This window comes from Paenibacillus sp. 2TAB26 (genome assembly GCF_052115145.1).
Classification (GTDB): domain Bacteria; phylum Bacillota; class Bacilli; order Paenibacillales; family Paenibacillaceae; genus Pristimantibacillus.
In genome coordinates this window covers 290,936-317,121 of the sequence record NZ_JBFRGC010000009.1, presented here as the reverse complement: position 1 = coordinate 317,121, position 26,186 = coordinate 290,936, and the positions used below count along the sequence as shown (strand labels likewise).

General features: G+C 45.0%; 29 protein-coding genes. 24 read left to right on the top strand and 5 right to left on the bottom strand.

Translation table 11 applies throughout. From position 1 onward, the window contains the following. Window positions 1-3 precede the first annotated feature (3 nt). The 3 genes from AB4Z50_RS12710 to AB4Z50_RS12700 all read right to left on the bottom strand — a co-directional run bounded on the left by AB4Z50_RS12710 (window position 4) and on the right by AB4Z50_RS12700 (window position 2,029). On the bottom strand, window positions 4-906 hold the full coding sequence (locus AB4Z50_RS12710; protein WP_441879292.1) for a TIGR01777 family oxidoreductase: 903 nt from the start codon (window positions 904-906) through the stop codon (window positions 4-6). 43 nt (window positions 907-949) lie between these two features. Continuing rightward, on the bottom strand, window positions 950-1,435 hold the full coding sequence (locus AB4Z50_RS12705; RefSeq protein ID WP_441879290.1) for a hypothetical protein: 486 nt from the start codon (window positions 1,433-1,435) through the stop codon (window positions 950-952). Between the two features lie 156 nt (window positions 1,436-1,591). Further along, window positions 1,592-2,029, bottom strand: coding sequence for a DUF2621 domain-containing protein (locus AB4Z50_RS12700; RefSeq protein ID WP_076271042.1), 438 nt, complete (start codon window positions 2,027-2,029; stop codon window positions 1,592-1,594). 101 nt (window positions 2,030-2,130) lie between these two features. On the opposite strand from AB4Z50_RS12700, the gene AB4Z50_RS12695 reads away from it, so the two are divergent. The 5 genes from AB4Z50_RS12695 (at window position 2,131) to AB4Z50_RS12675 (ending at window position 7,489) form a co-directional block, all read left to right on the top strand. After that, window positions 2,131-3,261, top strand: coding sequence for a deoxyribonuclease IV (locus tag AB4Z50_RS12695; RefSeq protein WP_339207516.1), 1,131 nt, complete (start codon window positions 2,131-2,133; stop codon window positions 3,259-3,261). A 52-nt stretch (window positions 3,262-3,313) separates the two neighbouring features. Further along, window positions 3,314-4,216, top strand: coding sequence for a formyltetrahydrofolate deformylase (purU, locus tag AB4Z50_RS12690; RefSeq protein ID WP_339207517.1), 903 nt, complete (start codon window positions 3,314-3,316; stop codon window positions 4,214-4,216). A 164-nt stretch (window positions 4,217-4,380) separates the two neighbouring features. Continuing rightward, the gene (gene tkt / locus AB4Z50_RS12685; RefSeq protein ID WP_441879287.1) at window positions 4,381-6,399 is read left to right on the top strand and encodes a transketolase; all 2,019 of its coding nucleotides are present in this window, start codon (window positions 4,381-4,383) and stop codon (window positions 6,397-6,399) included. A 62-nt stretch (window positions 6,400-6,461) separates the two neighbouring features. After that, window positions 6,462-6,779, top strand: coding sequence for a pyrimidine/purine nucleoside phosphorylase (ppnP, locus tag AB4Z50_RS12680; protein ID WP_076271046.1), 318 nt, complete (start codon window positions 6,462-6,464; stop codon window positions 6,777-6,779). A 188-nt stretch (window positions 6,780-6,967) separates the two neighbouring features. Further along, entirely contained in the window at window positions 6,968-7,489 is a 522-nt protein-coding gene (locus tag AB4Z50_RS12675; RefSeq protein WP_441879284.1) for a DUF420 domain-containing protein, read from the top strand. A gap of 65 nt (window positions 7,490-7,554) precedes the next feature. Here AB4Z50_RS12675 and AB4Z50_RS12670 read toward each other — a convergent pair whose 3' ends face one another. Beyond that, entirely contained in the window at window positions 7,555-8,454 is a 900-nt protein-coding gene (locus AB4Z50_RS12670) for an NAD(P)-dependent oxidoreductase (protein ID WP_441879282.1), read from the bottom strand. A 172-nt stretch (window positions 8,455-8,626) separates the two neighbouring features. On the opposite strand from AB4Z50_RS12670, the gene AB4Z50_RS12665 reads away from it, so the two are divergent. The 19 genes from AB4Z50_RS12665 (at window position 8,627) to AB4Z50_RS12575 (ending at window position 25,750) form a co-directional block, all read left to right on the top strand. Then, window positions 8,627-9,976 carry a glucose-6-phosphate isomerase gene (locus AB4Z50_RS12665; RefSeq protein WP_076271049.1) on the top strand — a complete coding sequence of 450 codons (1,350 nt, stop codon included), beginning with the start codon at window positions 8,627-8,629 and terminating at the stop codon, window positions 9,974-9,976. A 36-nt stretch (window positions 9,977-10,012) separates the two neighbouring features. Next, window positions 10,013-10,645: a YigZ family protein gene (locus tag AB4Z50_RS12660; RefSeq protein ID WP_441879280.1), complete on the top strand. Its 633-nt coding sequence runs from the start codon at window positions 10,013-10,015 to the stop codon at window positions 10,643-10,645. Between the two features lie 288 nt (window positions 10,646-10,933). Continuing rightward, complete coding sequence (cysT, locus tag AB4Z50_RS12655) at window positions 10,934-11,695, top strand: sulfate ABC transporter permease subunit CysT (RefSeq protein WP_430057824.1); 762 nt, start codon at window positions 10,934-10,936, stop codon at window positions 11,693-11,695. Continuing rightward, on the top strand, window positions 11,695-12,492 hold the full coding sequence (locus tag AB4Z50_RS12650; protein WP_441879435.1) for a sulfate ABC transporter permease: 798 nt from the start codon (window positions 11,695-11,697) through the stop codon (window positions 12,490-12,492). Before cysT ends, AB4Z50_RS12650 begins: the two co-directional genes overlap by 1 nt. A gap of 3 nt (window positions 12,493-12,495) precedes the next feature. Next, window positions 12,496-13,560 (top strand): sulfate/molybdate ABC transporter ATP-binding protein, encoded by a 1,065-nt coding sequence (locus AB4Z50_RS12645; protein ID WP_076271051.1) that lies wholly within the window; start codon window positions 12,496-12,498, stop codon window positions 13,558-13,560. A gap of 34 nt (window positions 13,561-13,594) precedes the next feature. After that, window positions 13,595-14,665: a sulfate ABC transporter substrate-binding protein gene (locus AB4Z50_RS12640; protein ID WP_441879278.1), complete on the top strand. Its 1,071-nt coding sequence runs from the start codon at window positions 13,595-13,597 to the stop codon at window positions 14,663-14,665. A 294-nt stretch (window positions 14,666-14,959) separates the two neighbouring features. Next, complete coding sequence (locus AB4Z50_RS12635) at window positions 14,960-17,035, top strand: transglycosylase domain-containing protein (protein WP_441879276.1); 2,076 nt, start codon at window positions 14,960-14,962, stop codon at window positions 17,033-17,035. A 191-nt stretch (window positions 17,036-17,226) separates the two neighbouring features. Then, the gene (locus AB4Z50_RS12630) at window positions 17,227-17,682 is read left to right on the top strand and encodes a DinB family protein (RefSeq protein ID WP_441879274.1); all 456 of its coding nucleotides are present in this window, start codon (window positions 17,227-17,229) and stop codon (window positions 17,680-17,682) included. Between the two features lie 129 nt (window positions 17,683-17,811). Next, window positions 17,812-18,123, top strand: coding sequence for a DUF1806 family protein (locus AB4Z50_RS12625; protein ID WP_441879272.1), 312 nt, complete (start codon window positions 17,812-17,814; stop codon window positions 18,121-18,123). Then, a complete protein-coding gene (locus AB4Z50_RS12620) occupies window positions 18,120-18,821 on the top strand; it encodes a PIG-L family deacetylase (RefSeq protein WP_441879270.1) in 702 nt (233 codons plus the stop codon). The genes AB4Z50_RS12625 and AB4Z50_RS12620 overlap by 4 nt, the downstream gene beginning before the upstream one ends. A 592-nt stretch (window positions 18,822-19,413) precedes the next feature. Beyond that, window positions 19,414-19,647 (top strand): hypothetical protein, encoded by a 234-nt coding sequence (locus tag AB4Z50_RS12615; RefSeq protein WP_441879268.1) that lies wholly within the window; start codon window positions 19,414-19,416, stop codon window positions 19,645-19,647. A gap of 382 nt (window positions 19,648-20,029) precedes the next feature. After that, window positions 20,030-21,025: an ABC transporter substrate-binding protein gene (locus AB4Z50_RS12610; protein WP_441879266.1), complete on the top strand. Its 996-nt coding sequence runs from the start codon at window positions 20,030-20,032 to the stop codon at window positions 21,023-21,025. Next, window positions 21,025-22,038, top strand: a complete 1,014-nt coding sequence (locus AB4Z50_RS12605) for a FecCD family ABC transporter permease (RefSeq protein WP_441879264.1) — start codon at window positions 21,025-21,027, stop codon at window positions 22,036-22,038. The genes AB4Z50_RS12610 and AB4Z50_RS12605 overlap by 1 nt, the downstream gene beginning before the upstream one ends. Window position 22,039: 1 nt before the next feature. Next, on the top strand, window positions 22,040-22,819 hold the full coding sequence (locus tag AB4Z50_RS12600) for an ABC transporter ATP-binding protein (protein WP_441879262.1): 780 nt from the start codon (window positions 22,040-22,042) through the stop codon (window positions 22,817-22,819). A gap of 19 nt (window positions 22,820-22,838) precedes the next feature. Then, window positions 22,839-23,348: a HugZ family protein gene (locus AB4Z50_RS12595; RefSeq protein WP_430057455.1), complete on the top strand. Its 510-nt coding sequence runs from the start codon at window positions 22,839-22,841 to the stop codon at window positions 23,346-23,348. Further along, window positions 23,308-23,838 carry a DinB family protein gene (locus tag AB4Z50_RS12590; RefSeq protein ID WP_441879260.1) on the top strand — a complete coding sequence of 177 codons (531 nt, stop codon included), beginning with the start codon at window positions 23,308-23,310 and terminating at the stop codon, window positions 23,836-23,838. Before AB4Z50_RS12595 ends, AB4Z50_RS12590 begins: the two co-directional genes overlap by 41 nt. A gap of 343 nt (window positions 23,839-24,181) precedes the next feature. Beyond that, window positions 24,182-24,478, top strand: coding sequence for an antibiotic biosynthesis monooxygenase family protein (locus AB4Z50_RS12585; protein ID WP_441879258.1), 297 nt, complete (start codon window positions 24,182-24,184; stop codon window positions 24,476-24,478). 39 nt (window positions 24,479-24,517) lie between these two features. Further along, window positions 24,518-24,928: a DUF4265 domain-containing protein gene (locus AB4Z50_RS12580; protein ID WP_076268043.1), complete on the top strand. Its 411-nt coding sequence runs from the start codon at window positions 24,518-24,520 to the stop codon at window positions 24,926-24,928. A 39-nt stretch (window positions 24,929-24,967) separates the two neighbouring features. Further along, complete coding sequence (locus AB4Z50_RS12575) at window positions 24,968-25,750, top strand: SDR family NAD(P)-dependent oxidoreductase (protein WP_441879255.1); 783 nt, start codon at window positions 24,968-24,970, stop codon at window positions 25,748-25,750. Between the two features lie 89 nt (window positions 25,751-25,839). On the opposite strand, the gene AB4Z50_RS12570 is transcribed toward AB4Z50_RS12575, so the two are convergent. Beyond that, window positions 25,840-26,088 (bottom strand): type B 50S ribosomal protein L31, encoded by a 249-nt coding sequence (locus tag AB4Z50_RS12570; RefSeq protein ID WP_076268041.1) that lies wholly within the window; start codon window positions 26,086-26,088, stop codon window positions 25,840-25,842. Between the last annotated feature and the right edge of the window lie 98 nt (window positions 26,089-26,186).

Below are 26,186 nucleotides of genomic sequence, written 5' to 3'. Positions count from 1 at the left end.
AAGCTAACCTTGTCCTACAAGTTCTTCCATTGCACTATTAACCGTTGGATAGCGGAACACAAACCCGTTTTCAAGCGCTCTGCTTGGCAAAGCTCGCTGTCCGTCTAATAGAAGTGTGGACATTTCACCAAATAATGTTCGCATCACAAAAGCTGGAACCGGGAACCAATGAGGCCGGCCCATTGCTTTGCCAATGGCTCGACCAAATGAATCATTTGTTACAGGTTCAGGTGAAGAAGCATTGATGGGTCCTTCAATAAAGTTGTTGTCCAAAATAAATAGGATTAGCCGAATCATATCCTCGAGATGGATCCAAGATAACCATTGTTTGCCGCTGCCGATCTTACCTCCGCCGAACAAGCGATAAGGCATAGCCATTAAAGGAAAAGCACCTTCCTTTTTGTCTAGAACAACGCCCACACGAAGCTTAACAAGCCGCTCAGCTGGTATGCTGTCTGCGGCCTGTTCCCATTTCTGAACGACTTCGGATAAAAAATCGGTAACTTTTGTCGAGCTTGATTCATCAAAAATACCGTCTGCTGATATGCCATACGCAGAAATGCCGGATGCATTAATGACAAGCGGTGGCTTGCGATCGAGTGATTGCACAAGCTTTGAGATGCGGGCGGCTGCTGTTAGTCTTGAGTCCATGACACGCTTCTTGGCAGCTTGATTCCATCTTTGATTAATGGATTCACCTGTGAGATTGACTATGGCATCTATGCCTTCCAGCAAAGCAGGAGCAGCTTCGAGTTCATCCCAAGTTAATTGGTTAAACCCAGTGCGATTGGATTGATTTTTAGAACTAGTTCTGGAAATAATCCATACCTCATCATTTCTCTCAAGCAAAGCCTTGGTAAGCGCACTTCCGATAAACCCAGTTCCTCCAGCTATTGCAACCCGCATCCTCGTTCGCTCCTTCAATTCACCCATTACTTCAGTTCATTGATTACTTAATTTCTTCAATTTTAACTAACCAATTTTGTTTGAGGGTCGCTTCACCTTCAATGGCTATTTCCGAATACTCAAATTTCACTTTTGCATCGTCCGGCAATGCTTCTAACGTGCTTTTTTGGTCATCTGTTACTTGAAGTGCAATTGCACCGGCAGCTGTTTCTATTTCTATAGAGTGCGAGTCGCTTAGACCGCTATAAATACCTTCATTCACTTTGTTTGGCGCTGCTGGATCCTCGATCGTACCGTCGTTGTTTGTTGCAGTATCTGTCGGTTCCGGTGAAGAAAGATCAGGATCAATGACACCATTATCTTCTGGCAACTGAGTAATAACTGGTCCGTCGGTTGGACTGCCTTGCTGTTCGTTTCCTGCATTAGTATTGCCACCGCCACATGCGGATGTTGCGAGCATAACAGCGAGAAGAACGGCTCCTGCTGTAGCTGCTTTTTTGTTTCTTCTTCGCTTCGATGAGTTCATCATGAGAACCACCTCCTGTATTTAATAACGAAATAGATGAGTATTAGGTTACATTTTTATATATAACCATAAAATACGAGTATGAAGCATGTATATAAGGGGGGCATTAATTGATGATTAAATATAAATAAGTTTAAGCCGCACTGATGCGGCTTAAACTTATTTATTAAGTAGATGCTTATAGGGAGTATAGTCGATTCCTTGACGGTCAAGAAAAGTAACAAGACTACGGTAATCACGTTTAGGAGTTGCTCGTATGTAACCTTCGATACAATGCTCGCGCGTAACGGATGATGCGCCATGTTCAATCGCCACTTGACCAATCTTGGCTGCGATAGAATGTTTAGCTATATCACGAAAAGCGCTTGGCACTGGGGAAACAAGCTCGTCCAGCAAACTTTTGGAATCATCATTCCACATGCTGCGACTGCGATCTACCCAGTAGTTTTGCCAATCGAGCTTAGACTTGCCGTCTCGCATCGGAAGCACCTTGAGAAATTTTCGAAACATGAAAAATCCGCCAATCGACATAGCCGCAACCATGACGACCGCCCAAAAAACGATAAAATACATAAACCAGTCGGGGGCAACTTTCATACGTGTCTTTCACCTCAATAATGAATTATACCGTATTCCTAGATTTATTTCGACATTCCTTGTAAAATAAGGTTTGATCAACCGAAAGGGGCGTAATATTTATGTTGAAAATAGGTTCCCATGTATCATTTTCGGACAAGGGGCTGCTCACTGCAGCACAAGAAGCAGTATCGTATGGCTCAAGTACATTTATGATCTACACCGGCGCACCTCAAAATACAAGAAGGAAGCCGATCGATTCGTTATATATTGAAGAAGGAAAAGCGCTTATGGAGCAATCCGGTATTAATGAGATCGTGGTTCACGCGCCTTATATTGTGAATCTTGGCTCATATAAGGATTCTACGTACGAGCTTGCGGTTTCTTTTTTACAAGAAGAAATTCGCCGTACCGATTACATCGGTGTACGTAATATTGTTCTTCATCCAGGTGCCTATACGGACAAGGATGCAGAATATGGCATCGCTCGTATAGCTGAAGGCTTGAATGAAGTGCTTGCAGGCACAAAAGAAACGAATGTTAACATCGCCCTAGAGACGATGGCAGGCAAAGGCACAGAAATTGGCCGCAGCTTCGAAGAGCTTGCGGCGATTATTGACAAAGTTCAGGATAACGAACGGTTAACTGTATGTATGGATACTTGCCACATGCATGATGCTGGTTACGACCTTGTTCATGATCTGGACGGCGTTCTTGAGCAGTTCGATCGTGTTGTTGGATTAAACCGCGTTGCCGTTGTTCACGTGAACGATAGCAAGAACTCACGCGGTGCTGGTAAAGACAGACATGCTCCAGTTGGCGCAGGCTGGCTTGGTCACGATGCCATTCAAAGAATCGTTGAACATGAAGGCCTTAAGGGGCGTCCATTTATACTGGAAACGCCTTGGATTGGCAAGGAAGACAAGACTGAACGTCCGATGTATGAAGCGGAGATCGCTTTGCTGAGCGGCAATGGCAGAGCTCGCTTAGGTGAAAGCTTCTTTGAAGATGTGGAGCGCCTGCATCATTTCTTCGGCAAGCAAGAAATTGATTCCAGAGGTTTTGTACTCTCTACTTGGGATTTGCTAAAAAATGATGCAAAAGCAAAAAAAGCAGACCCGCGCGAGCCGATGGAGCGTCTGTTCGATCTTGTAATGGCAGGCGAAGCATTGCCGGCAGGACTAACAGAAGAACAAATCAATCAGCGTATTACGGCTTGGTTTGGCGGCAAAGAGCTGCTTGCTAGACTTTAATTAAAGTTAACATTAATTCATATAGATCATTGCGAAAGGAAGTTTGAAGTCCATGTCATCACCATCCACCCCATCTGAAATAACCGTTGAAGCAGGTGGAAAGAGCGGGCGTGCGCGCATGCTTATTTCTTGTCCGGACCGCCCGGGCATCGTAGCTGCTGTTTCTCATTTTTTATATGAGCACGGGGCTAACATCGTTCAATCGGATCAATATACGATGGACCCGGAAGGCGGAATGTTTTTCATCCGTTTTGAATTTGATCTAGTTGATCTGGACAAGGAGCTTCCACTTCTCATGGAGGACTTCACCAGAGTAGCCGATCGGTTTGATATGAAATGGCATACATTCCGTGCCAGCCGCAAGAAACGTCTTGCTGTATTCGTTTCGAAAGAGGATCACTGCTTGCTAGAGCTGCTTTGGCAGTGGAAGGCAGGGGATCTTGATGCCGATATTTCAATGGTTATAAGCAACCACCCTGATATGCGCGAACTGGTCGAATCCTTTGGCATTCCGTATTACCATATCCCAGTTACAGCGACTACAAAAGAAGAAGCCGAGCGCAAGCAAATGGAAGTTGTTGCAGATAAAGCGGATATCATTGTATTGGCGCGTTACATGCAAATCATTTCGCCAAAGTTCATTGAACAATTTCCAAATCGGATCATTAATATTCACCACTCATTCCTACCCGCTTTCGTTGGGGGCAAGCCTTATGCGCAGGCTTATACACGCGGCGTAAAAATTATCGGTGCGACAGCGCATTATGTAACAGAAGAATTAGACGGCGGGCCGATTATCGAGCAGGATGTTCAGCGCGTCAGCCACCGTGACAACGTCGATGATTTGAAAAGAATCGGTCGGACAATTGAACGGGTCGTTCTCGCAAGAGCTGTGAAATGGCATATTGAAGATCGTGTAATCGTGCATAATAATAAAACTGTTGTATTCAACTAACTGTATTTTTATGCGAATATTCTATTTTTTTTAATGGAAAACAAGCATGCAGAGTGATACAATATTCAAAGTTATTGCGTACTGGTATGACGCTGTATCGTTGTTTTTAGAAACCATATAACGAGATGAAATTAGACAAGCTTAGACCATAGGAGGAAATTGTAATGTCAGTCACACAAAAGTCGGTTGAACAGCTTTCTATCGATACGATCCGTACACTTGCGATCGATTCCATCGAGAAAGCGAAATCAGGTCACCCTGGTATGCCAATGGGCGCTGCTCCAATGGGCTATCAATTATTTGCAAAAAATATGAAGCATAATCCATCGAACCCTACTTGGGTAAACCGTGATCGTTTTGTTTTGTCTGCGGGTCATGGCTCTATGCTGCTTTACAGCTTGCTTCACCTCTCCGGTTATGATCTGCCGATGGAGGAATTGAAAAACTTCCGTCAATGGGGCTCCCTAACACCAGGACACCCTGAGTTTGGCCACACGGCTGGCGTTGATGCAACAACGGGTCCACTTGGACAAGGTATCGCTATGGCGGTTGGTATGGCAATTGCGGAAGCACAGCTGGGTGCTACTTACAATAAAGAAGGCCACGAGCTTATTAACCACTTCACATACTCCATTTGCGGCGACGGCGACTTGATGGAAGGCGTCTCTCATGAGGCTGCATCCTTCGCAGGCCACCTGCAGCTCGGCAAATTGGTCGTTCTATATGATTCCAACGATATTTCGCTTGATGGCGAATTGAGCCTTTCTTATTCCGAGAGCGTTCAAAAACGTTTTGAAGGCTACGGCTGGCAAGTGCTTCGCGTAGAAGATGGAAACGATCTAGATGCTTTGTCCAAAGCCGTTGCTGAGGCGCAAGCAGATCTATCCAAACCAACTTTGATCGAAGTAAAAACAGTAATCGGCTATGGCAGCCCGAACAAAGGCGGAAAAGGCGGACATGCTGGTCCTCACGGATCACCGCTTGGTGCTGATGAGACAAAATTGACGAAACAAGCTTACGGTTGGTCTGAAGAGCTTCAGTTCCACGTGCCTGACGAAGTTCGCGCTCACTTTGCAGATGTGAAAAGCAGCGGCGAGCAAGCAAATGCACAATGGGATGCAAGCTTCGCAGCTTATAAAGAAGCTTTCCCTGAGCTTGCAGCTCAGTTCGAGCTTGCTATCTCTGGCGCAATGCCTGAGGGCTGGGATGCTGACCTTCCTGTATACACAACTGCGGACAACGCGGTTTCAACTCGTGTAGCTTCAGGAAATGCACTTAACGGTCTTGCGAAAAACGTTCCGACTATTTTCGGCGGATCGGCTGACCTTGAGAGCTCGACAATGACTCATCTGAAAGGTTTGACGCAGTTCAAACCAGGCAGCTACGATGGCCGCAATCTTTATTACGGCGTACGTGAATTCGGTATGGCTGCTGCCATGAACGGTATTGCTCTTCACAGTGGTTTGAAAGTATTCGGCGGTACGTTCTTCGTATTCACAGATTACCTTCGTCCTGCTGTTCGTCTTGCTGCATTGATGAAGCTGCCTGTCGTTTATGTATTGACGCATGACAGTATCGCAGTTGGCGAAGACGGTCCTACACATGAGCCTATTGAACAGCTTGCTTCGATTCGCATCATTCCTGATCTAACGGTTATCCGTCCAGCTGATGGCAACGAGACTTCCGCTGCATGGGCTTATGCTGTAGAGAACACTGGCAATCCAGTAGCGCTTGTGCTTACTCGCCAAAACTTGCCGATTCTTGAAGGCACAGTGAACGGTGTTCATGAAAACCTGCGCCGCGGCGCATACGTTGTATCTGATGCAGCAAATGGCAAGCCGCAAGCACAAATTCTTGCAACGGGCTCCGAGGTTCAACTTGCTGTTGCAGCTCAAAAAGCTCTTGCAGAAGAGGGCATTCAAGTACGTGTTGTCAGCATGCCAAGCTGGGATTTGTTCGAGAAGCAATCGAAGGAATACAAAAATTCCGTCATTCTTCCTGAAGTTAAAGCCCGCCTTGCGATTGAAATGGCTCATCCATTTGGCTGGGAGCGTTACACAGGAGATCAAGGCGATATTCTTGCTATCGACCGTTTTGGCGCATCAGCACCTGGCGATCGAGTAATCAAAGAGTATGGCTTTACGGTCGAAAACGTTGTTAGCAAAGTGAAAGCATTGCTGTAATAGCTTGTTCAATAGATCATCAAAGCTTTAGCATCCGATATATAAGGGAGATTACGTCTACGATGTCTCAATTCGAAAATGTATCGATCGTCAAGAAGGCAAATGTTTACTTCGACGGTAAAGTAACAAGCCGCGCTGTACTGTTCGCTGACGGCACCAAAAAAACACTCGGCATCATGCTGCCAGGTGACTATGAGTTTGGAACAGACTGCGTTGAAATCATGGAAATTTTGGCTGGCGATTTGAAGGTGCTACTGCCTGGTGAAACCGAGTGGCTGCACATTCAAGGCGAAGGCGAATTCACTGTGCCTGCGAACACAAAATTCAAGCTTCAGGTTGCTGAAGTTTCGGATTATTGCTGCTCGTATATTTACGAGTAAGCACTAAATATTGAAAAAAAGGCTTCTTCGCTTCGGCGAAGAAGCCCTTTTTTTTGTTCGTTCGCAGCATTGACTTATAATATTCGTTAATTCGTGACAAAACTTGTTCAAAGCGAATTGTTTTGAGGTGTAGAATCGGATAAAGTTAATTTATATGCACCGTATTCCATGACTGGAGGATTTTTTGGATGAAGGAAAGAAACTATACACCGCTCATATCGATCTTAACAATCGTCCTTGTCGGGCTGATAGCTGTTTTGTTTTTTCTGCCGGCGTACGAGGGAGAAATTCACTTTGACGTAACGATTTTGCCATTGCTGAATGCGATTTTTAACTGCTTTACTTTTATTGCACTCTGCATAGCGCTAACGGCGATTATGAAAAAAAATGTTCGGATGCACCGTGCTTTCATCGGCGCTGCATTTGTCTCCACAACGTTGTTCCTAATTTCCTATGTAGCGTATCATTATCTAACGGAATCAACGAAATACGGAGGAGAAGGCATTCTTCGCTCGATTTATTTCTTCATCCTCATTACACACATCCTGCTAGCGATTGTTGTCGTTCCTCTAGCCCTAATATCGGTTGTACGCGGGCTGCAGATGAAAGTGGAGAAGCATCGAAAAATTGCTAGATGGACGATGCCGATTTGGCTGTATGTAAGTCTTACTGGCGTAATTGTTTACTTAATGATCTCGCCATATTATTAAGCAGTATTTCAATGAAAAAGGGGTTGTCCACAGTGATTCATACACGCGGACAACCCCTTTTTAAATTAATCCAGTCCGCTAAGCTTGCGGCCGATCCATTGCTCGTAAGCTTGGCCTACGCTCGACATATCAAGCTGGCTTAGTCCCATTGCATCACCAATTTGGAATAGGCTCTTCGTTGCTTCCAGCAGAGGAGTCGGCACATGCAGACTGTCCGAGAGGGCAGAGGATAACCTTAAATCCTTTAACATCAGCTCGAGCGAAAATTGAACGTCGTAATTGCCTTCAAGCAGCTTTGGTCCCTTCATTTCAGCTGCCCTGCTTGCTGCACCGCCAGATTGAACGAGCTCGACGAACGAGCTGCCGTCAATGCCACCGCTTGCTGCTATCGCCATGCCTTCTGCAAGTGCCACAACGTTGATGCCAACAATCGTATTGTGGGCGAGCTTGGCAATGGAGCCGCTGCCGCTTGGGCCCATTGGAATGACTTTACGTCCCATAGCGAGCAAAACGTCTTGGACTTCTTCAATCTTGCCTGCATCGCCGCCAGCCATAAATACGAGTGTACCGCCTTCAGCGGCTGGCTTGCTGCCTGTAACCGGCGCATCTAGGAATACTGATCCAATAGTATCCGCCGCTGCGGCAAGCTCCTTAGCAAGCGTTGGAGATATCGTGCTGCTGTCAATTAGCGTAATGCCTGCGCGAGCACCTGCAAAAATACCGTTTTCGCCAAAGTAAACTTCACGGATTGCAGCATCATTACTAATCATTGTAATGACGATTTGTGCAGCACGCGCAACGTCAGCCGGTGATTCAAGCTCAGAGGCACCTAAGGCGAGCAAGGACTCTGCTTTGCCAGGAGTTCGATTATAAACGACAACTTCAAATCCTTTGCGCAATAAATTAGCAGCCATTCCCATTCCCATTACGCCTAACCCGATAAATCCGATCTTCTTCATAATCATATCCTCCACTTTGAATCGATTTTTGTTTAATTATACAGACACTTCATTAATTTTTCATCGTTTGTTGCTTGTTTTTATAAGGCAAATCCGATATTGTAGATGCTAAGTTGAAAAGCATTTTCAGGTGTAGAAGCCACATTGGTTTACAACATTCTAGGAGGTTTCCATTTACATGAGCAAAACAGTTCAGTTTGACTACAGCAAGGCTTTAGCATTCGTTGGCCAGCATGAAATCGATTATTTGACAGAATCCGTTCGTCTCGCACACGAGCAATTACATAACGGAACAGGTACAGGATCAGATTACCTTGGTTGGATCGATCTTCCGACTAACTACGATAAAGAAGAGTTCGCTCGCATTCAAAAGGCTGCTGAGAAGATCAAATCGGATTCCGAAGTTCTAATCGTTATCGGTATCGGTGGATCTTACCTTGGTGCACGTGCAGCTATTGAGGCGCTGTCGCACTCGTTCTATAATATTTTGCCAAAAGAACAACGTAAAACACCGCAAGTTTTGTTTGCCGGCAACAACATCAGCTCGACCTATGTGACTCACCTTTTGCAATTGGTTGAAGGCCGCGACTGGTCGATTAATGTAATTTCGAAGTCAGGCACGACAACTGAGCCTGCGATTGCATTCCGCGTATTCCGTGCTGCACTTGAGAAACAATACGGCAAAGAAGAAGCGCGCAAACGCATTTACGCAACGACAGACAGCGAGAAGGGCGCACTGAAGAAGCTTTCCTCTGAGGAAGGTTATGAATCGTTTATTATTCCTGACGATGTTGGCGGTCGCTATTCTGTGCTTACAGCAGTAGGCTTGCTGCCAATTGCAGCTGCAGGCATCAATATCGAATCTATTATGCAAGGTGCAGCAGACGCATCCAAAGAATACAGCAACCCTAATCTTGCAGAAAACGAAGCTTACCAATATGCAGCAGCACGCAACGCGCTGTACCGCAAAGGTAAAGTGACTGAAATTCTCGTTAACTACGAGCCATCGCTTCACTTCGTTTCCGAGTGGTGGAAACAGCTGTTTGGCGAAAGCGAAGGCAAAGACTTCAAAGGAATCTTCCCAGCAGCTGTAGATTTCTCGACAGATCTGCACTCGATGGGTCAATTTATCCAAGAGGGTAACCGCAATATTTTTGAAACTGTTATTCAAGTTCAAGAAGTGTCTGAGCATATCGCTATCGAACACGATGCAGCGGATCTTGATGGCCTCAACTTCTTGACAGGCAAAACGATGGATTTCGTTAACAAGAAGGCTTTTGAAGGAACGCTTCTTGCTCATACGGATGGACAAGTTCCGAACTTTATCGTCAACATCAAAGACATGACGCCATACACATTCGGCTATCTTGTGTATTTCTTCGAAAAAGCATGCGGAATCAGCGGTTACTTGATGGGTGTTAATCCATTTGACCAACCGGGTGTTGAAGCATACAAAAAGAACATGTTCGCTTTGCTTGGCAAACCGGGCTTCGAGAAAGAAAAAGCCGAGCTGGAAGCAAGGCTGTAATCAACCGGCTTGAACGGTATACGGGAGTCATAGCCTATGCTTGAGAAGTATAGAACAGTCAGGTCGCAGGCTAGTGCAGAGATCGTCATCAAAAAATCGCGGTTCATCGGGTATGCGAAGCCAGTGGAAACCGAAGAGGAAGCTGTTGCATTCATCAATGAGATTAAGCAGCTGCATAAGCAGGCGACCCATAACTGCTCAGCTTATATGGTGGGGGAGCGAGACCAGTTCCAGAAGGCATCGGATGATGGTGAGCCAAGCGGTACAGCGGGCAAGCCGATTCTCGAGGTTATCAAGCATAAGGGGCTTAAAAATGTCGCTGTCGTTGTGACGCGATATTTTGGAGGCATTATGCTCGGAGCAGGCGGTCTCGTTAGAGCTTATACGGATGGTGCTGTAGCTGGCATTGAAGCAGCAGATGAAATCGTCAATGTGCTTCACCGCGAAGTATTTGTTGATGTGGACTACACTTGGTATGGCAAGCTGGAAAATGAGCTGCATACGAAAGGTACACGCGTTGGCGGGACGGATTTTATCGATCGTGTCATCGTGCGCTGCCTGCCGGAAGATCCTGAAGCAGATGCTTTTATCGCTTGGGTAACCGATCTAACACAAGGACAAGCGATCCTCTCCGAAGGAGAAAAGGTTTATTATATTGAAGGCGAATAAGAAGAAGAGGAGTATCGGCTTAGGCTGATACTCCTCTTCTTTGTACTCAGAGGCATGCGTAACGAACAATCATAAGAAAAAGCTATAAAAGCGATAAGATTTTCCAAATTTATTATTGACTTAATCCCAGTTTGGATGCTACATTATCAATACCTAGTATCTTAATAGGAATTATGTTTTTAATTGTTTTGTTACACCTACGGCACGAGCCGATGGTCTGGAGGTAAAGTCACAGTGAATGCTTTGTTTCGTGGTAAAGGGTGGAGTTTTGGTTTTCGAAGCACCATAATGCTTTATTTTGTCATCTTAATTATTTTACCAATCGTTGGCATTTACACGCAATCATTTTCGCTTGGATGGACCCCTTTCTGGGAAAGCGTATCCGATCCACTGGCTTGGAAAGCGGTGCTGCTTACAGTAAAGTTGGCTGTTATCGCAACGATACTCAATATGTTTTTGGGGACGATGATCGGATGGGTGCTTATTCGTTACCGTTTTCCCGGACGTCGTTTGCTCAACAGTCTAGTTGACTTGCCGTTTGCATTACCTACAGCAGTAGGCGGACTTATGATCTTGCTTCTGCTAGGGCCTAATAGTTTAGTAGGCGGCCTAGCCCAAAAGATTGGCATCGAAATCGTGTTCCATGAGCCGGCAATTGTTGTCGCTATGCTGTTCGTTACCTTTCCTTTTGTTATTCGTGCCATTCAGCCTTTACTTGAGGAAATGGATAAATCAGAGGAAGAAGCAGCCTATACGCTAGGCGCAACGCGCGCGAAAACGTTTTTTAGCGTTATTTTTCCTACGATGCTGCCAGGAATTTTGAGCGGCGCTATGCTGGCTTTCTCCCGCGGAATTGCGGAGTTTGGCGCAGTTGTGCTCGTTGCAGGCAATATTCCAGGCAAGACGTTAATTGCCTCCGTTTATATTTTTGGAGAAATTGAAAGCAGTAATCCGCAGGGAGCCGCCGCTGTATCGGTGCTGCTGCTCACGCTATCCTTCCTCATCTTATGGACGGTCAACCTCATTCAAGGCAGGAGGGGCGACCTATGATGAGAAGATTGTGGATTACATTAACTTATATTATTTTTGGATTGCTGCTCATCGCGCCATTGATCAAAATCTTTACAGGCTCTTGGGCAGATGGCTGGAGCGGCTTTATAGAAGGCATTACTAGGCCGCAGTCGCTGCATGCTCTTATGATGACGGGAATTATCGTTGTTGTCGTTACAGCCTTAAATACGTTGTTTGGCATTATGCTAGCAATGTATCTCGTCCGGGCCGAATGGATTGGGAAAAGGATGAAGCGGCTGCTTAACAGCTTAGTCGATTTGCCCTTTGCGGTATCACCAGTTATCGGCGGTTTGATGATCGTTCTTATTTTGGGACCTAATACAATTATCGGTGCATTGTTTGAGGATGCGGGCTTCAAAATCGTCTATGCGCTGCCAGGGATGATCTTAGCGACATTGTTCGTCACATTCCCGCTAATGGTACGCGAGGTTATGCCCGTGCTGCAGGAGATTGGAGCACAGCAGGAGGAAGCGGCATCAACGCTCGGCGCTTATTCCTGGTACACGTTCTGGAAAGTAACTTGGCCATCGATTCGGTGGGGTGTTATCTACGGCGTAGTATTGACTGTTGCACGGTCACTGGGAGAATTCGGAGCTGTACTCGTCGTCTCCGGCAATATTATGAATAAAACACAAACAGCCACTACACTCGTTTATCAAGATGTTGAAAATTTTAACGTTGTTGCCGCCAATGGCGTGGCTCTAGTTCTTGCGGCATTTTCAGTTGGACTGCTGCTGCTAATGGAATGGGCGAAAAAACGAAAGGAAGTGCATTAAGCCATGCATATTGAAGTACGGAACTTGAATAAAAACTTTGGCGATTTTCATGCAGTGAAGGATGTAAGCTTTGAAATCGAAAAAGGTCATCTGATCGGCTTGCTCGGACCGAGCGGCGGTGGTAAAACGTCCATACTTCGAATGCTGGCGGGGCTCGAGTCTCCTTCCTCAGGCGATATTCTGTTCCACGGCAAACGTGTGAATGATCTTCCGCCGCAGGAGCGCGGCATCGGTTTCGTATTTCAAAACTATGCGCTCTTCAAGCATATGACCGTATATGACAATATCGCATTTGGCTTAAAGGTGAAGAAGCAATCGAAGGAGCAAATTCGCGAGCGCGTTATGTACTTGGTAGAGCTTACGGGGCTAAAAGGTTTCGAGCATCGTTACGCCCATCAGCTGTCAGGAGGCCAACGCCAACGGGTTGCTTTCGCTAGAGCGCTCGCGCCTGAGCCGCAGCTGCTGCTCCTCGATGAGCCGTTTGCTGCTATCGATGCGAAGATTCGGACCGAGCTTCGCACATGGCTTAAAGAAATGATTGAGCGTGTCGGCATCACATCGATATTCGTTACGCATGATCAAGAGGAAGCGATTGAAGTTGCCGATGAGATCATGATTATAAGCAAAGGCAAGCTAGAGCAAAAAGGCAGCCCATGGGACATTTACAAAAATCCAGAGACACCGTTTGTAGCAAGCTTTATTGGCGAATCTACTATTGTAGACAATATCGCGGAGCTTAAAGGTTTTGAGGATGCAGCGAGCCGTCCGGGCACCAAAGCGCTTATCCGGCCTGAATATATTGAGATTGGCAAACCGGGCGAGATCAAGCTGGCTTCAGCTACGCTTGCCGGTAAAGTAAAACAGCTACATTTCCGCGGCAGCGAGTGGATGGTTGAGCTGCTTGTTGGCGATACGAAGCTGATTACGTACCGTTCGCTGGAGCAAGAAGTGCTCCATCCCGGAGATGAGGTAAGGGTGCTCGTCCATCGGGCTTATTTATTCAATGACAACGAAAGCTGGATTGCGGAAAATAAGCTGAAGGTTGACCCCATGCCTATTCATATTTAACCAATATGCTACGTAGAAAGAGTTGTATGCGAATATGAAAATCAATCTGGTAACAAGTCAGCGCATGCTCGTGCTGCTGCTTGCTGCGGTTATGCTGATCGTATCGGCTGGCTGCAGTAAAGAGGAGCAGACGAGTAACCATGCGGCTGGGTCTACCGTACAGGACGGCGATGTTACACTTGTAATCGGTGCGTATTCGGTAGTGAAGGATGCTTTCGCGGATTTGCTGCCTGCATTCCAAAAGTATTGGCTGCAGGAGACAGGGCAAAAGGTCGTATTTCAGGAATCGTATGAGGCTTCAGGCACGCAGGCCAGGGCGATCGCTGGAGGTTTTGAAGCCGACGTTGCCGTGTTAGCTATGGAAGGTGATCTCGACAAAATAGCGAAAGCGGGTTTCATTACGCATGACTGGAAGGCACAGAGCAATAATGGCATGATCACGAACTCCATCGTTGTATTGGGGACTCGTACTGGCAATCCGCTCGGAATTAAGGATTGGAATGATTTAACACGCGAGGGTGTGAAGGTGCTGTATCCGAATCCGAAGACTTCCGGCGGCGCACAGTGGGACATTAATGCCATATATGGCGCTGGCCTTAAGCAGTCAGAGGAGCAGACGGGTACAAAGGATGCCGAATATGCGAAGCATTTTCTAAAAGCAGTCCATGCCAATGTGGAATCGCTTGATAAGAGCGGTCGCGCATCGATGGCAGCCTTCGAATATGGTGTAGGCGATGTCATCGTCACTTACGAGAACGAGCTGCTCGCTCGAATTAAGAAAGGCGTCAAGTATGACATCGTTGTTCCAAAAGACACGATATTGATCGAGAATCCAGCAGCGATCGTGGATAAAAATGCGGATAAGCATGGCGTTCGCAAGGTAGCCGAGGCTTTTATTGCCTTTTTGCAAACGGAGCAGGCACAGCGGCTTTTCGTGGATCATGGATTCCGCTCCGTAGACAAGAAGGTAGCTGAGGGTACGAAAGACCGTTATGTGGTGCCGGAAGGATTGTTTGACATTTCTTACTTAGGCGGCTGGTCTGAGGTTAGAGAAAACCTTTATTCCAAAAAAGGTGTCTGGTATCAAGTGCTCGCTGATCTTTAATACGATGTGTGAGGAAAGTTCTTAATAAACCTCTGTGCTTTATGTCTCTCGTTTAAACGAGAGGCATAGGGTGCAGAGGTTTTTTTGATGAAAGCATGATGCTGCCATCGACTAAACGAAATATGAGCGATTTGTTTACGATTGTTAAAATAAGTCTAAAAGATGCTGGGGAGCAGGCAAAGTTTCCGGGCTTTTTTTGTGCGTAAAGGCACTTCATGGGCCGAACGTACTAAAAATGCTACTCCGCTGCGAATGATGTAGAAACGAGAGAAGCAAGGGCAAGGGGGAGAAATGATGAAAAATACTCAAACATTGAACAAGAAAAAGAAAAGGATTAAATACTTTTTGATCATAAGTATAGCTTTGTTGATCATCGTTGCTTTGGGCGGATGGGGGGCATTTCGTTACCTGATCGGCAAGCAGGATATTGGACAGCTTGAGGTGCCGCTGCCGGCAGCTACGATTTTGTATGATCAGCACGGTACGGAAGCCACCCGTATTTCTTTCAATAAAATTGATGAGATTGCCTATGAAGACATACCAAAACATATGGTTGATGCCGTTGTTGCGGTAGAGGACAGACGTTACTTCGAGCACGAAGGAATGGATATGCGGGCAATTAGCCGAGCGATTTGGACAAATATAACATCAGGCGGGACAGTACAGGGCGGAAGCACGATAACACAGCAGCTCGCGAAAAATGTCTTTTTGTCGCAGGAGAGAACCTGGTCGCGGAAGTGGGATGAGCTGCTTTTGGCGAAAAAGATTGAGGAAAGCTACAGCAAAGAGGATATTATGGAGAAGTACCTCAACCAGATCTACTATGGTGATGGAGCATGGGGAATCGATAGAGCGGCGCATACGTATTTTGGCAAGCAGCCAAATCAGCTTAGCGTAGCGGAGGCAGCGCTGCTAGCTGGTCTAATCAAGGCGCCATCCGCCCTAACTCCTTATAAACATCTAGAAAAAGCGGTTGATCGAAGAAATGTGGTTCTTCAGCTTATGAAAGATCAAGCGCTGATTAGCGAGGATATATATAATAAGGCCATTCATGAGCCTGTGAAATTACTGAGCGCAAAGCCTAATCGAGTAGATGATATCAACTATCCTTATTATGTGGACCAGATCATTCGTGAGGCGATGACGCAATATGGGTTATCGGAAAATGAAGTGCTGCAGGGCGGACTTCGAATCTATACCGCTTTGAATACGAAAATGCAGCAGTCGGCGGAACAGGTGTATGCGAAGGAATCTCTATTCCCAAGTAGTGCTGCAGACCAGCTCATTCAAAGCGGTGCTGTTCTAATTGATCCGCGTGACGGCGGAATTCGGGCGATGGTTGGCGGCAGAGGGGAGCAGCCATTTCGCGGCTTTAACCGAGCGACACAGCTAAGCCGTCAGCCAGGCTCAACGATCAAGCCCATCGCTGTATACACGCCTGCGCTGGAGCTTGGCTATAAGCCAAGCGATGATCTAGTTGATGAACCGATCAATATTAACGGCTATGAGCCAAAAAACGCAGACGGCTCCTTTCATGGCAGAGTGTCACTTTATGAAGCGCTTATTAACTCTTACAACATACCTGCTGTGAAGCTGCTTAACGAAATGGGGATTGAAAAAGGAATGGATGCGGCGGCGCGTTTCGGTATTCCTCTGACAGATGAGGATCGCTCGCTGGGGCTTGCGCTCGGCGGTCTTCATCAGGGTGTATCGCCGCTTCAGATGGCCGAAGCTTTTGGCGTATTCGCAAGTGACGGTGTTCGTAATCATGCGCATACCATTACTCGCATCGAATCGGCAGACGGCAGCGTACTAGCTGAATTCAAGCAGAGTGAAGGCAGTGTGAAAGTAACGGAGCCAGAAATTGCCCGAACGATGACAGCTATGTTAGAGGGAGTCATAAAGGATGGGACGGGTACTGCTGCAATGCTTGAAGGCCGCCCAGTTGCAGGGAAATCTGGAACGACACAAATGCTAGGCACGACAGGCTACGGCGCAAAGGACAATTGGTTCGTTGGCTACACTCCGCAGCTTGTAGGCGCGGTGTGGCTTGGGTACGATCAAAGCGACAGCAGCCATTATTTGTCGACGAGCTCAAAGGCTGCGGCTGTTGTCTTTCAAGCTATATTCGCAGATGCATTAAAGGATGAGCCGGTTATACCGTTTCCTAAGGCACCAGATCTTTTGCCGAAGAAGAAGGATAAGGAAAAAGAAAAAAATAATATATCGAACAAAGATGATGATTCTGATAAGAAACGAGATTGGAAAAAGGAAAGGGAAGAAAGAAAAAAACAGAAGGAAAAAGAAAAAGAAAAAGAGAGAAAGAAAGAGAGGCACAAGGATAAAGATAAGGATAAGGATAAAAACTGAGGAATAGGGCGTGATAATGTAAAAGGGAATTGGTGGAATAATAAGACCAACTAGGGTGGATCAAGTTATTAATAATAGAAGTTTATTCAGGAAAAATGCAATTGTTGGACAACCATTGTATAATGAATAGGCTATTAACTATTCTTTCTATGGTTAATTAATTTTCGAATGAAAAAGGGGAGTATTATCCTATGTCAACAATGAATGTATTTGTTACAAACTGGTTGAATCATCGTAAAGTATTGCTTGCTATGCTTGATACTGTACAAAATGAAAACCTCCAATATAAGCCTTGGGAAAAGGCAATGTCGTTGTCAACTCTTGTTCTCCATATCAATGGATCAATGGACATGTTCGCACAAACGGTAAAAAACGGCGTGTTCACGCCACCTTCAACAGCTAAACAAGCTGAAACGATTGAAGAGCTGAAAGCGATCGTAGCAGCAGATACCGCTTCAACGAAAGCATTGCTAGAATCTTTAACGGATGAGCAATTGGAAAAAGAGATCGACTTCCATGGCATGAAAATGGCTGGAATCGTTTTGCTCGAGAATGGCAAGGATCATGAAATTCATCACAAAGGTCAATTGTTCATTTATCTGCGCTTGCTGGGCATCGAAACATTGCCGTTTTTCGTAAGCAGATAATAGGAATTGTATTATAAGGGGAGGAGTTCATACATCAGGCCGTTGGTCTCATGAAGCAACTCCTCCTTTTTATTAACTCCTCCTATCTGGCAACTCCTATCAAATTTATAGAATAGGAATGAAGAGACGATGATCAAAATAAACAGTTCAGAATTGAACGCTGCTTTTCAAGCATTTATTGGCAAGGAAGTTTATATTCATAGTGAAGCGACCTCTTTCGTCTTTGTCCGAAACTTCAAGGTTAGCCTCACTGAAGCTCATATTGCTGGTGAGGGTTCATACCGGATAGCTCTTCGCTTTGATGAGCTTGGCTGGCTGCGTACAGAAGCACTCACCCATTATGAAGTAACGGTGGATGAGAAGCTATTACTGGCGGGTTACGATGATATAGGCAGAATGAACGTTGCTCTGCAGCTTGGAAAGGAGCCGTTTCCGGAATGAGTGAAAAAGCAGTTAAAAAGCTATTAGCTGTGTTTGCGCATCCTGATGATGAATCTTTTATTTGCGGAGGAACATTGGCAAAGTATGCAAGCATGGGAGTTGAAATTACTCTCGTAAGTGCGACAAAAGGCGAAATGGGACGTCGAATGGGAAACCCGCCTTATGTGAATCGAGAGACTATGCCTGATATTCGGGAAAAAGAGCTGCGAAACGCTTGCGAGGCACTTGGCATTCAAAATCTTATTTTTTTTGATATCCGTGACAAGATGGTTGAATTTTACGATTCAGAGAGCCTCATCTCAAAAATAGGCGTACTCATGGATGAGATCAATCCGGATGTAGTCCTTACTTTTCATGAAATTTTAGGCGGACATCCTGATCACTGTGCAATTGGAAAAGCAACAACTACCGCTTTCCACCGCAGCAAGCAGCCGGGTGCGCTCTATTTCATCAGTTTCGGCGATATGATGAATGCTCCGGAACGATTTGGTTACACGAAGCAGGACATTGTCAAAATTGATGTTCGTCATCAGTTAGAAGCTAAGCTTGCTGCGTTTCGTGCGCATCGCTGTCAAACCGAAATGGACGAATGGGTATGGGAAGCAGACAGCGCAGCATTGGCGCATTTTGGCAAGTTTGAGTATTTTATAAAAGGAAATCAAACAATGATCCCAAAAACTGCGGATGATCTTTTTTAAAAAACGTACATACGAAACAGGCAGTCTTCAAGCAGCTTAATCTGCTGAAAGACTGCCTGTTTTTATTTTGTTTAAAACATTGGAAATACATATCGAACAAGAAAGTAGAGAGCCCCGAAGAAGATAATAATGTAGGCAGCATATTTGATGAATGTAGACGCCACTAAACTTGAATCTGATTTTTTTTCAACATGTCTTTCTTCAATCTCTAAATTTTGTTGCCTTGTCGTCATTTGAATCACTCCCTCAGTGAGTTTGATAATATTGAATACCCTTCTGGGGTAATGATGAATCAATGGCGTACAGAAAATCGTTTATATATCGATGTTTTTCGATCATTTCTTGGGAAATAGTCGAGATAGGTAAATGGTAACCTAATCATTTTGTACCATTGAATCTGTCATGAGGAAGATGGATAATAACGGAAATAGCTTTTCTTTTTTTGCAGCGAGTAAAAAGGGTTTATCCCTTTTTTTGAGAATTGAGGTTCTTTTTTACGAAGGTCTGAATATCTTAGTTAACGAAGCCCTATTGTTGCAGGTACACCTTTATTTTGCAAAACAATAGAATAGGGCAACAGGAGGCATATAAGTTGAAAGAAGCAAGGAAGCCTTTACAGCTAAGTACACAGATGAGCCATAGCCACAGGGACATCCTACTTGAAATTGAGGAAACGATTGCGGAATTGGAAATCTACTTGGAGACAAACCCGGATGATGAGATCGCTTTGGTGCAGTATGAGCAGTTTTTGAATAAACGCGAGGATTTCACTTATTTTTTGGCGGAGCCGTATGGAAAAGCATCTCAATCTGTCATGCAGGCGTAATCAAATAGAGCAAGGATGTCAATAACATGGACATGCATGGTTCGGAAGAGCTGCATGGTTGCAGCTAGGCTAAGGGGAATTAATAATTAGATCTGAGATTAGGAGTCAAAAGGATGCCAAGGAGCGAGCAGCTGCCCTTGGCATTTTTTTATTTTGATTAGCGTATGATGAGACGAATGTACGTAGGGTTATTTTCGATATTTTTATCTTTAGCATGGGAATCAAAGAGGATGTCTGAAGGGAGATGGGGAAATAACCACACAATTAAATAAATAAAAGTTTAGCGAAAATACTAATTGAAAATGATTTTCATTCGCTGTATAATGAGAAACGGTATCAATATAATGATACTAATTATCATTATCATACAGGAGGAAATAAAGTGAAACGAGCAGGATTGAAGATTGGTATTATGACTTTATTATTAGCGACTACGGTAGCATGTGGAAACAATGTAAATAAGCCAGAACAGGTGACTGGAAACACAGCAACAGAGCAGCCAAGCCCGGCTGCAACGGAAGCTCCTGTGTCTGATTCTAAAATAGAAGTAGATGAAACAAAAGCAGCGGAACTGATTGCACAGTTCAATAACCAAGTTCCATCATCAACGGTAACCATATCAGTAGCTATTGCTGAGCTTCTAAATGAGCTTGGAATTGAGACAGCCGGTGTTCCAACGACGAAGAACAAATTGCCAGAAGCTTTCGTTAACCTGCCTCGCATCGGCTCATCTCATCAGCCGGATCTAGAGCAAATTGCGAAGCTGCAGCCTGGTGTCATTCTTGGACCAAGCTCCATTAAGGATAGTTTGGATAAGTCCTTTAAACCAGCGAATTTACCTACAGCTTATTTGCCTGCGGACTCCTTAGACGAGTTGAAACTCAGCACGGTAGTTCTAGGTCGAGTGTACGGGAAAGAAGATAAAGCGAATGAAGTATTGCAGAAGCTGAGCGAACAAGAAGCGGAAGCTGTTAAGCTTTCCGAAGGCAAAGATGCTCCAAGCGTAATGGTTCTATTCGGTTCTGCTGAATCATTAATGTTCATGAACGATAGTACTTTTGTAGGCAGCTTGGCGAAGAAGCTAGGAGCAAAAAACGTATTATCAGAAGTATTGAAAAAAGAAGATGCTTATGTACCACTTGATATGGAAAGCATCGTAACGGCTAATCCAGATATTATTTTGCTAGTTGCTCATGGTGATCCTTCTGCTGTTACGAAGCAGCTTGAAGATGATGTGAAGAAGAACGGAGCTTGGGAGAAGCTGAATGCATTCAAAAACGGCAAGCTGATTGCACTTGATTATAACTTGTATGGAGTAGCTTCGTTAGTAAATGCACCCAATGCATACCAAGATATGGCGAAAATTTTGTATAACTAATGAAAGGGAGCTTAGAGGTGACGGATAATAAAAAAATGAGAACGACCACGCTTCTAGCTCTCTCATTTTTGTTGCTGATTGTGGCTATTTTGTTCTCAGTTGCGCTTGGTAGTGCAAGATTTGATCTAGCTTCTACTTTTCAAGCGATACTAGGCAATGGGAATGAAGCGGCAAATTCTGTGCTTTGGGATATTCGAATCCCTAGAGTATTTCTTGCTTTGATAATCGGCGCGAACCTTGCTGCATCGGGAGCTTTGCTGCAAGCAGTTATGTTAAATCCACTGGCAGACCCGGGGCTAACTGGTGTTTTGTCCGGGGCAGCGGTTACCGTATTATTTATTATGCTAGTCATGCCTAGCTATTCATCGTTTATTCCGTTAGCTGCAATAATTGGCGGCGGTATTGCTGCCGGAATGGTTTATACTTGGGCATGGAACAAGCAAACAGGTTTTACACCTGTTCGCATCATTCTTTCGGGTGTCGCCGTAAATGCGGTATTTGGAGGAATGATCGGCCTGCTCTCTATCAAATACAGCGATAAGCTGCCTGGTGCACTTGCATGGATGAACGGAAGTTTGGCAGGCAAAGGAATGGGCGATGTGCTCATGATATTGCCCTATTCGATTATTGGATGGATTGCCGCGATTCTATGTATTCGGCAAGCGAATATATTACGTTTAGGCGAGCAAGTAGCACATAACTTGGGGCAAAACCTTAATCGAAGCCGCTTGATTTTGTCTTTTGTGGCGGTGTACTTAGCCGCTGTTTCAGTGTCGACAGTAGGTCTTGTTGGGTTTATTGGCTTAATTGTGCCACATATGGCTCGTTTATTAATTGGCACAAATTATCGCCACACGTTGCCGCTTAGCTTAATACTTGGGGCGCTGCTTCTCTTAGTGGCAGATACAATTGGGCGGACTGCCTTCGGCTCTGTAGGAGTGCCTGCAGGTATCGTCATGGCATTGGCAGGAGGTCCGTACTTCCTCTATTTGATGCGAAAAGGAGGGGTCTAAGTTGTTAAAGGTCCAATCGTTGAATATTCGTTACGCGGATCGTACAATAGTGAGCGACTTTTCTCTCGATGTGAATGAGGGAGAAGTGGTATCCATTATTGGACCAAACGGCTCGGGAAAGTCGACTATTTTGAAGGCTGTATCTCGAATGATTCCTTGCGAAAGCGGACGCGTCTGTATTGCCGATCAAGAGATTCGCTCGCTTAGTACGAAGCAAGTATCGCAAATGCTGTGCATGCTTTGTCAGAAGAACGTCAGTCCGTCTGACATGACAGTAGAGGAATTGGTTGGTTATGGGCGAATTCCTCATAAGAAATGGTATGAGCGTCTGGATGCCGAAGATTATAAGGTCGTACATTGGGCGCTTGAACAGACGGGCATGCTGGAGTTTAAAGACAGACTCATCGTATCCCTCTCTGGTGGAGAAGCACAGAAGGCATGGCTTGCTATGGCGCTCGCTCAAAGACCTAAGGTGCTTCTACTCGATGAGCCCACTACTTATTTGGACATCGCACATCAACTGGAAGTGCTCGAACTTGTGCGAAGACTAAATCGTGAATTGAAGCTGACGGTTATAATGGTGCTGCATGATTTGAACCATGCATCCGCTTATAGCGATAGAGTTTGTGTGATTAAGAATGGGGATAAACATGTATTTGGCAAGCCGAAGGATGTTTTTACGATGGAGCTGATTCGCAGTGTCTACGGTGTGGAAACAGAAATTCAGCAAATGCCGGAAAGCGCTAGTCCACGAATTCACGTATTAAAAAAAGTTTTATAAAAAAAGCGAGGGATGACGAATGAAGGCGATGGATATTGAAATGATTAAGGTGAATTATTTGAATTTTACGGAAAGCTTGAAATCTGTCGTGCTCGGTACAATCGACGATGAGGGAAAACCTTTTGTTTCCTATGCTCCCTTTGTGAAGTTCAACGGAAAGCTCTACATTTATATTAGCAGAATCGCTCATCATTTCCGGTACATGGAAGCCAATCCATCAGTGGACGTTATGCTGCTGGAGGATGAGTCGCAGACTACAAATTTATTTGCTAGGCAGCGTGCTCGCTTCGTTTGTAATGCGGTTAATATCGGCAATGAAGGGCATATTGAGATATTTGAACGGTTTGAGCAAACCTTCGGCAAAAACATGATAGGCATGCTTCGCGGCCTCGATTTCTCTTTGTTTGAGCTGACGGCTTCGGAAGGTCGTTATGTAGCAGGCTTCGGTCAGGCTTACGATATCGACTTGTCAGGCGAGAAATTTGAGCATGTTGCAAGAGATGGGCATGCACAAGCGAAGAAAGCTTAATAAGAGCAGAGGAGCGGACGCTATTATGACGATCACAACAGTACTGCCTATTTGGCGTGCTATTCAAGAAAGATTCCACAAAACGGTCAAAGCATTGCCGGAGCAGGATTTGTCTTTACAGCTTGGAGCATCCTCCATTGGCTATATGCTTCGACATAACGCTGAGGTTGAATATATGTTCGCAGACTGGTTCTTCGGGAAAGGCATGCCGGAGGGATTGCAGATCTCTACAAGCAGAGGTGCTGCTGGGAGCAAAGCAACCTACGATAATTTACAGGAGCTTATTGAGCTGCTTGAATCCTCCAACAATCATCTTATGGATGCAATGAAAGAGCTTCCAGAGGAGAAATGGCATCAAATCGTGGACTGTCCGATCGGCCCCTCAACGCCGCTTGAGGCTGTTGGCCGTTTAATGTACCATACCGGCATCCATGCAGGCCAAATCTCGCTTATTCAAAAATGCGCTCCTAAAGAGGAGCCAGCTACTTAGGGATACGATTGAAGTCTCAGAGACCACTCTCTGGGGCTTTTTTTTATGAAATAATAGTCAAATACAAATGTCGGATCATGACGGAAAATACGGATTAAGAGTAAAGGTCGCAGGTGATTTCGGTAAATGATGCCGCAATTTGTAGGGGAAGAATCGATTAAATTGAACTCGCTCTGAAAATTATGGACACATGGAGCGATTAGACAGTTTGGAAAACAAGATATTCTATCATTTGATTTACTCTTTGCCTTATTTGCAGTACCACTTATAATATATACATAACATCATAATTAGGATTGCAAGGCTATTGCTAAAACTAGATATAAAACAAGGAGTTGCTGTCATGATATTAGAGGTTGCTTCATTGCAGGTTAAGGCAGGGCTGTCCGAACAATTTGAAAGCAATTTCAAAGCCGCATCAAAAATTATCTCTAGCATGAACGGTTATGTCAGTCATGAACTTCAGAAATGCTTAGAAGAGAATAATAAATATATATTGCTTGTAAGATGGGAAACGCTGGAGGATCATACCGTTGGCTTTCGCGGATCGGCGGAATATTTGGAGTGGAAAAGTCTGCTGCATCATTTCTATGATCCATTTCCATCGGTGGAGCATTATACGAATGTGGATATTAGCTAGAGTGAATGGTAAGAGCCATCACTGAAAATAAACATAGAGGTGAGAAGCATTCAAGATTTTATTCCGTTACATCTTTGCTTCGATGGTGTAGGTCAAGAGGTCGAGATACTGGACGTTGTACAACTGGGTGATGACCTGTATCGCATTGAGGAGAATCCTGTATTTACTGAAAATGTTGCTTTTGGAGACGTTATTCGCGTAAGAGCATTCAAGGATGTATCCATGTACATAGAAACGATAGAGAAATCAACGTTCACCAGGCATAATTGGCTGCTAAGCAAAGAAGTTATCTATTCATTAGAGCTTAAACTATTAAAAAATAAAATTCGAGAGTGCCAAGGCAAGTCGCAGCAAGTGTTTGGCGGTATTTTTATTGTAAATTTACCTGCTCATTCAGAAATTGATATAAACCATGAGGTACAAAAGGTAATCAAAGCAGTTGGGAAGTAAAGTTTAAACGATCAAGCAGCATAGAAGGAGGAGTTATAGATGGAGCTTGGGCTAAAAGGAAAAATCGCACTCATTACAGGCGGGAGCAAAGGAATTGGACTAGCAACAGCATTGCTGCTGGCAGAGGAAGGTGCTGAGGTAGCCATTGTTGCACGGGAGGAGGAGTCTCTGCGCAGCGCGGCAGCACTTATAAAGGAACGAACAGGCAAAGAAGCGTTGGCAATCAGCGCGGATGTAAGTCGGCCGGAAGATGCCGCAAGAGCGGTTGAGCAAACGGCAGCACACTTTGGCGGTGTCAACATTCTTGTGAATAACGCAGGAGTTTCTGCGGCGCAGCCTTTTGAGAAGGTGGAGACTGATGCATGGACAGCGGACCTCGATTTGAAGCTGCTCGGAGCAGTTCATTTTGCGCGTGCGGTACTTCCATATATGCGTAAAGCAGGTGGAGGAGCTATCGTCAACGTGACAGCTATAGGCGGGAAAACGCCGGGTGCTTCCTCTCTCCCAACCTCCGTTAGCCGCGCCGCAGGCCTTGCACTGACCAAAGCGATGAGCAAGGATCTGGCTGTGGATCAAATTCGTGTAAATGCAGTTTGCATCGGGCTGATTCGCAGCGCACAAATCGAGCGGATGTGGCAAGCTGCGAGCCCTGAGCTTAGCTGGGATGAATTCTCAGCGGACAAGCGCCATGGGATACCTTTGGGTCGAATTGGCAGGGCGTCGGAAGCAGCAAATGTTATCGGTTTTCTCGTTTCGGAAGCCGCATCTTTCGTAACGGGTACGTCTGTAAATATTGATGGTGGCATTTCTACGGTGCTGTAGTCTGTCTGCTGAAATAAGAAACGAAAGAAGCTCCTTACAGATTGCCGCATTGAACGGTTCTGTTTGGAGCTATTATTATTACTATTTTTTTATTTCTTTTGTTGGAATCGTTGGTTGAAGCGGTCAACTCGTCCGCCTTTATCGGTATTGCGTTGTTTACCTGTATAAAAAGGATGCGAAGCGGAGCTTGTATCTACGCGAATGACCGGGTAGCTATTCCCGTCTTCCCATTCCATTTTTTCATTGGACGATTTGGTTGAGCCCGTCAAAAATTTGTAGCCGCTGCTCACATCAAAAAACAATACTTGATGGTAAACGGGATGTATGCCACTTTTCATTTTGTTCTCTCCTTTTATTTGTAATTGTTACGAATAACTATTTTTGTATCATACTCGAAATACGATTTTTGTGTCAAGGAGTATGGTTAAACACTTAT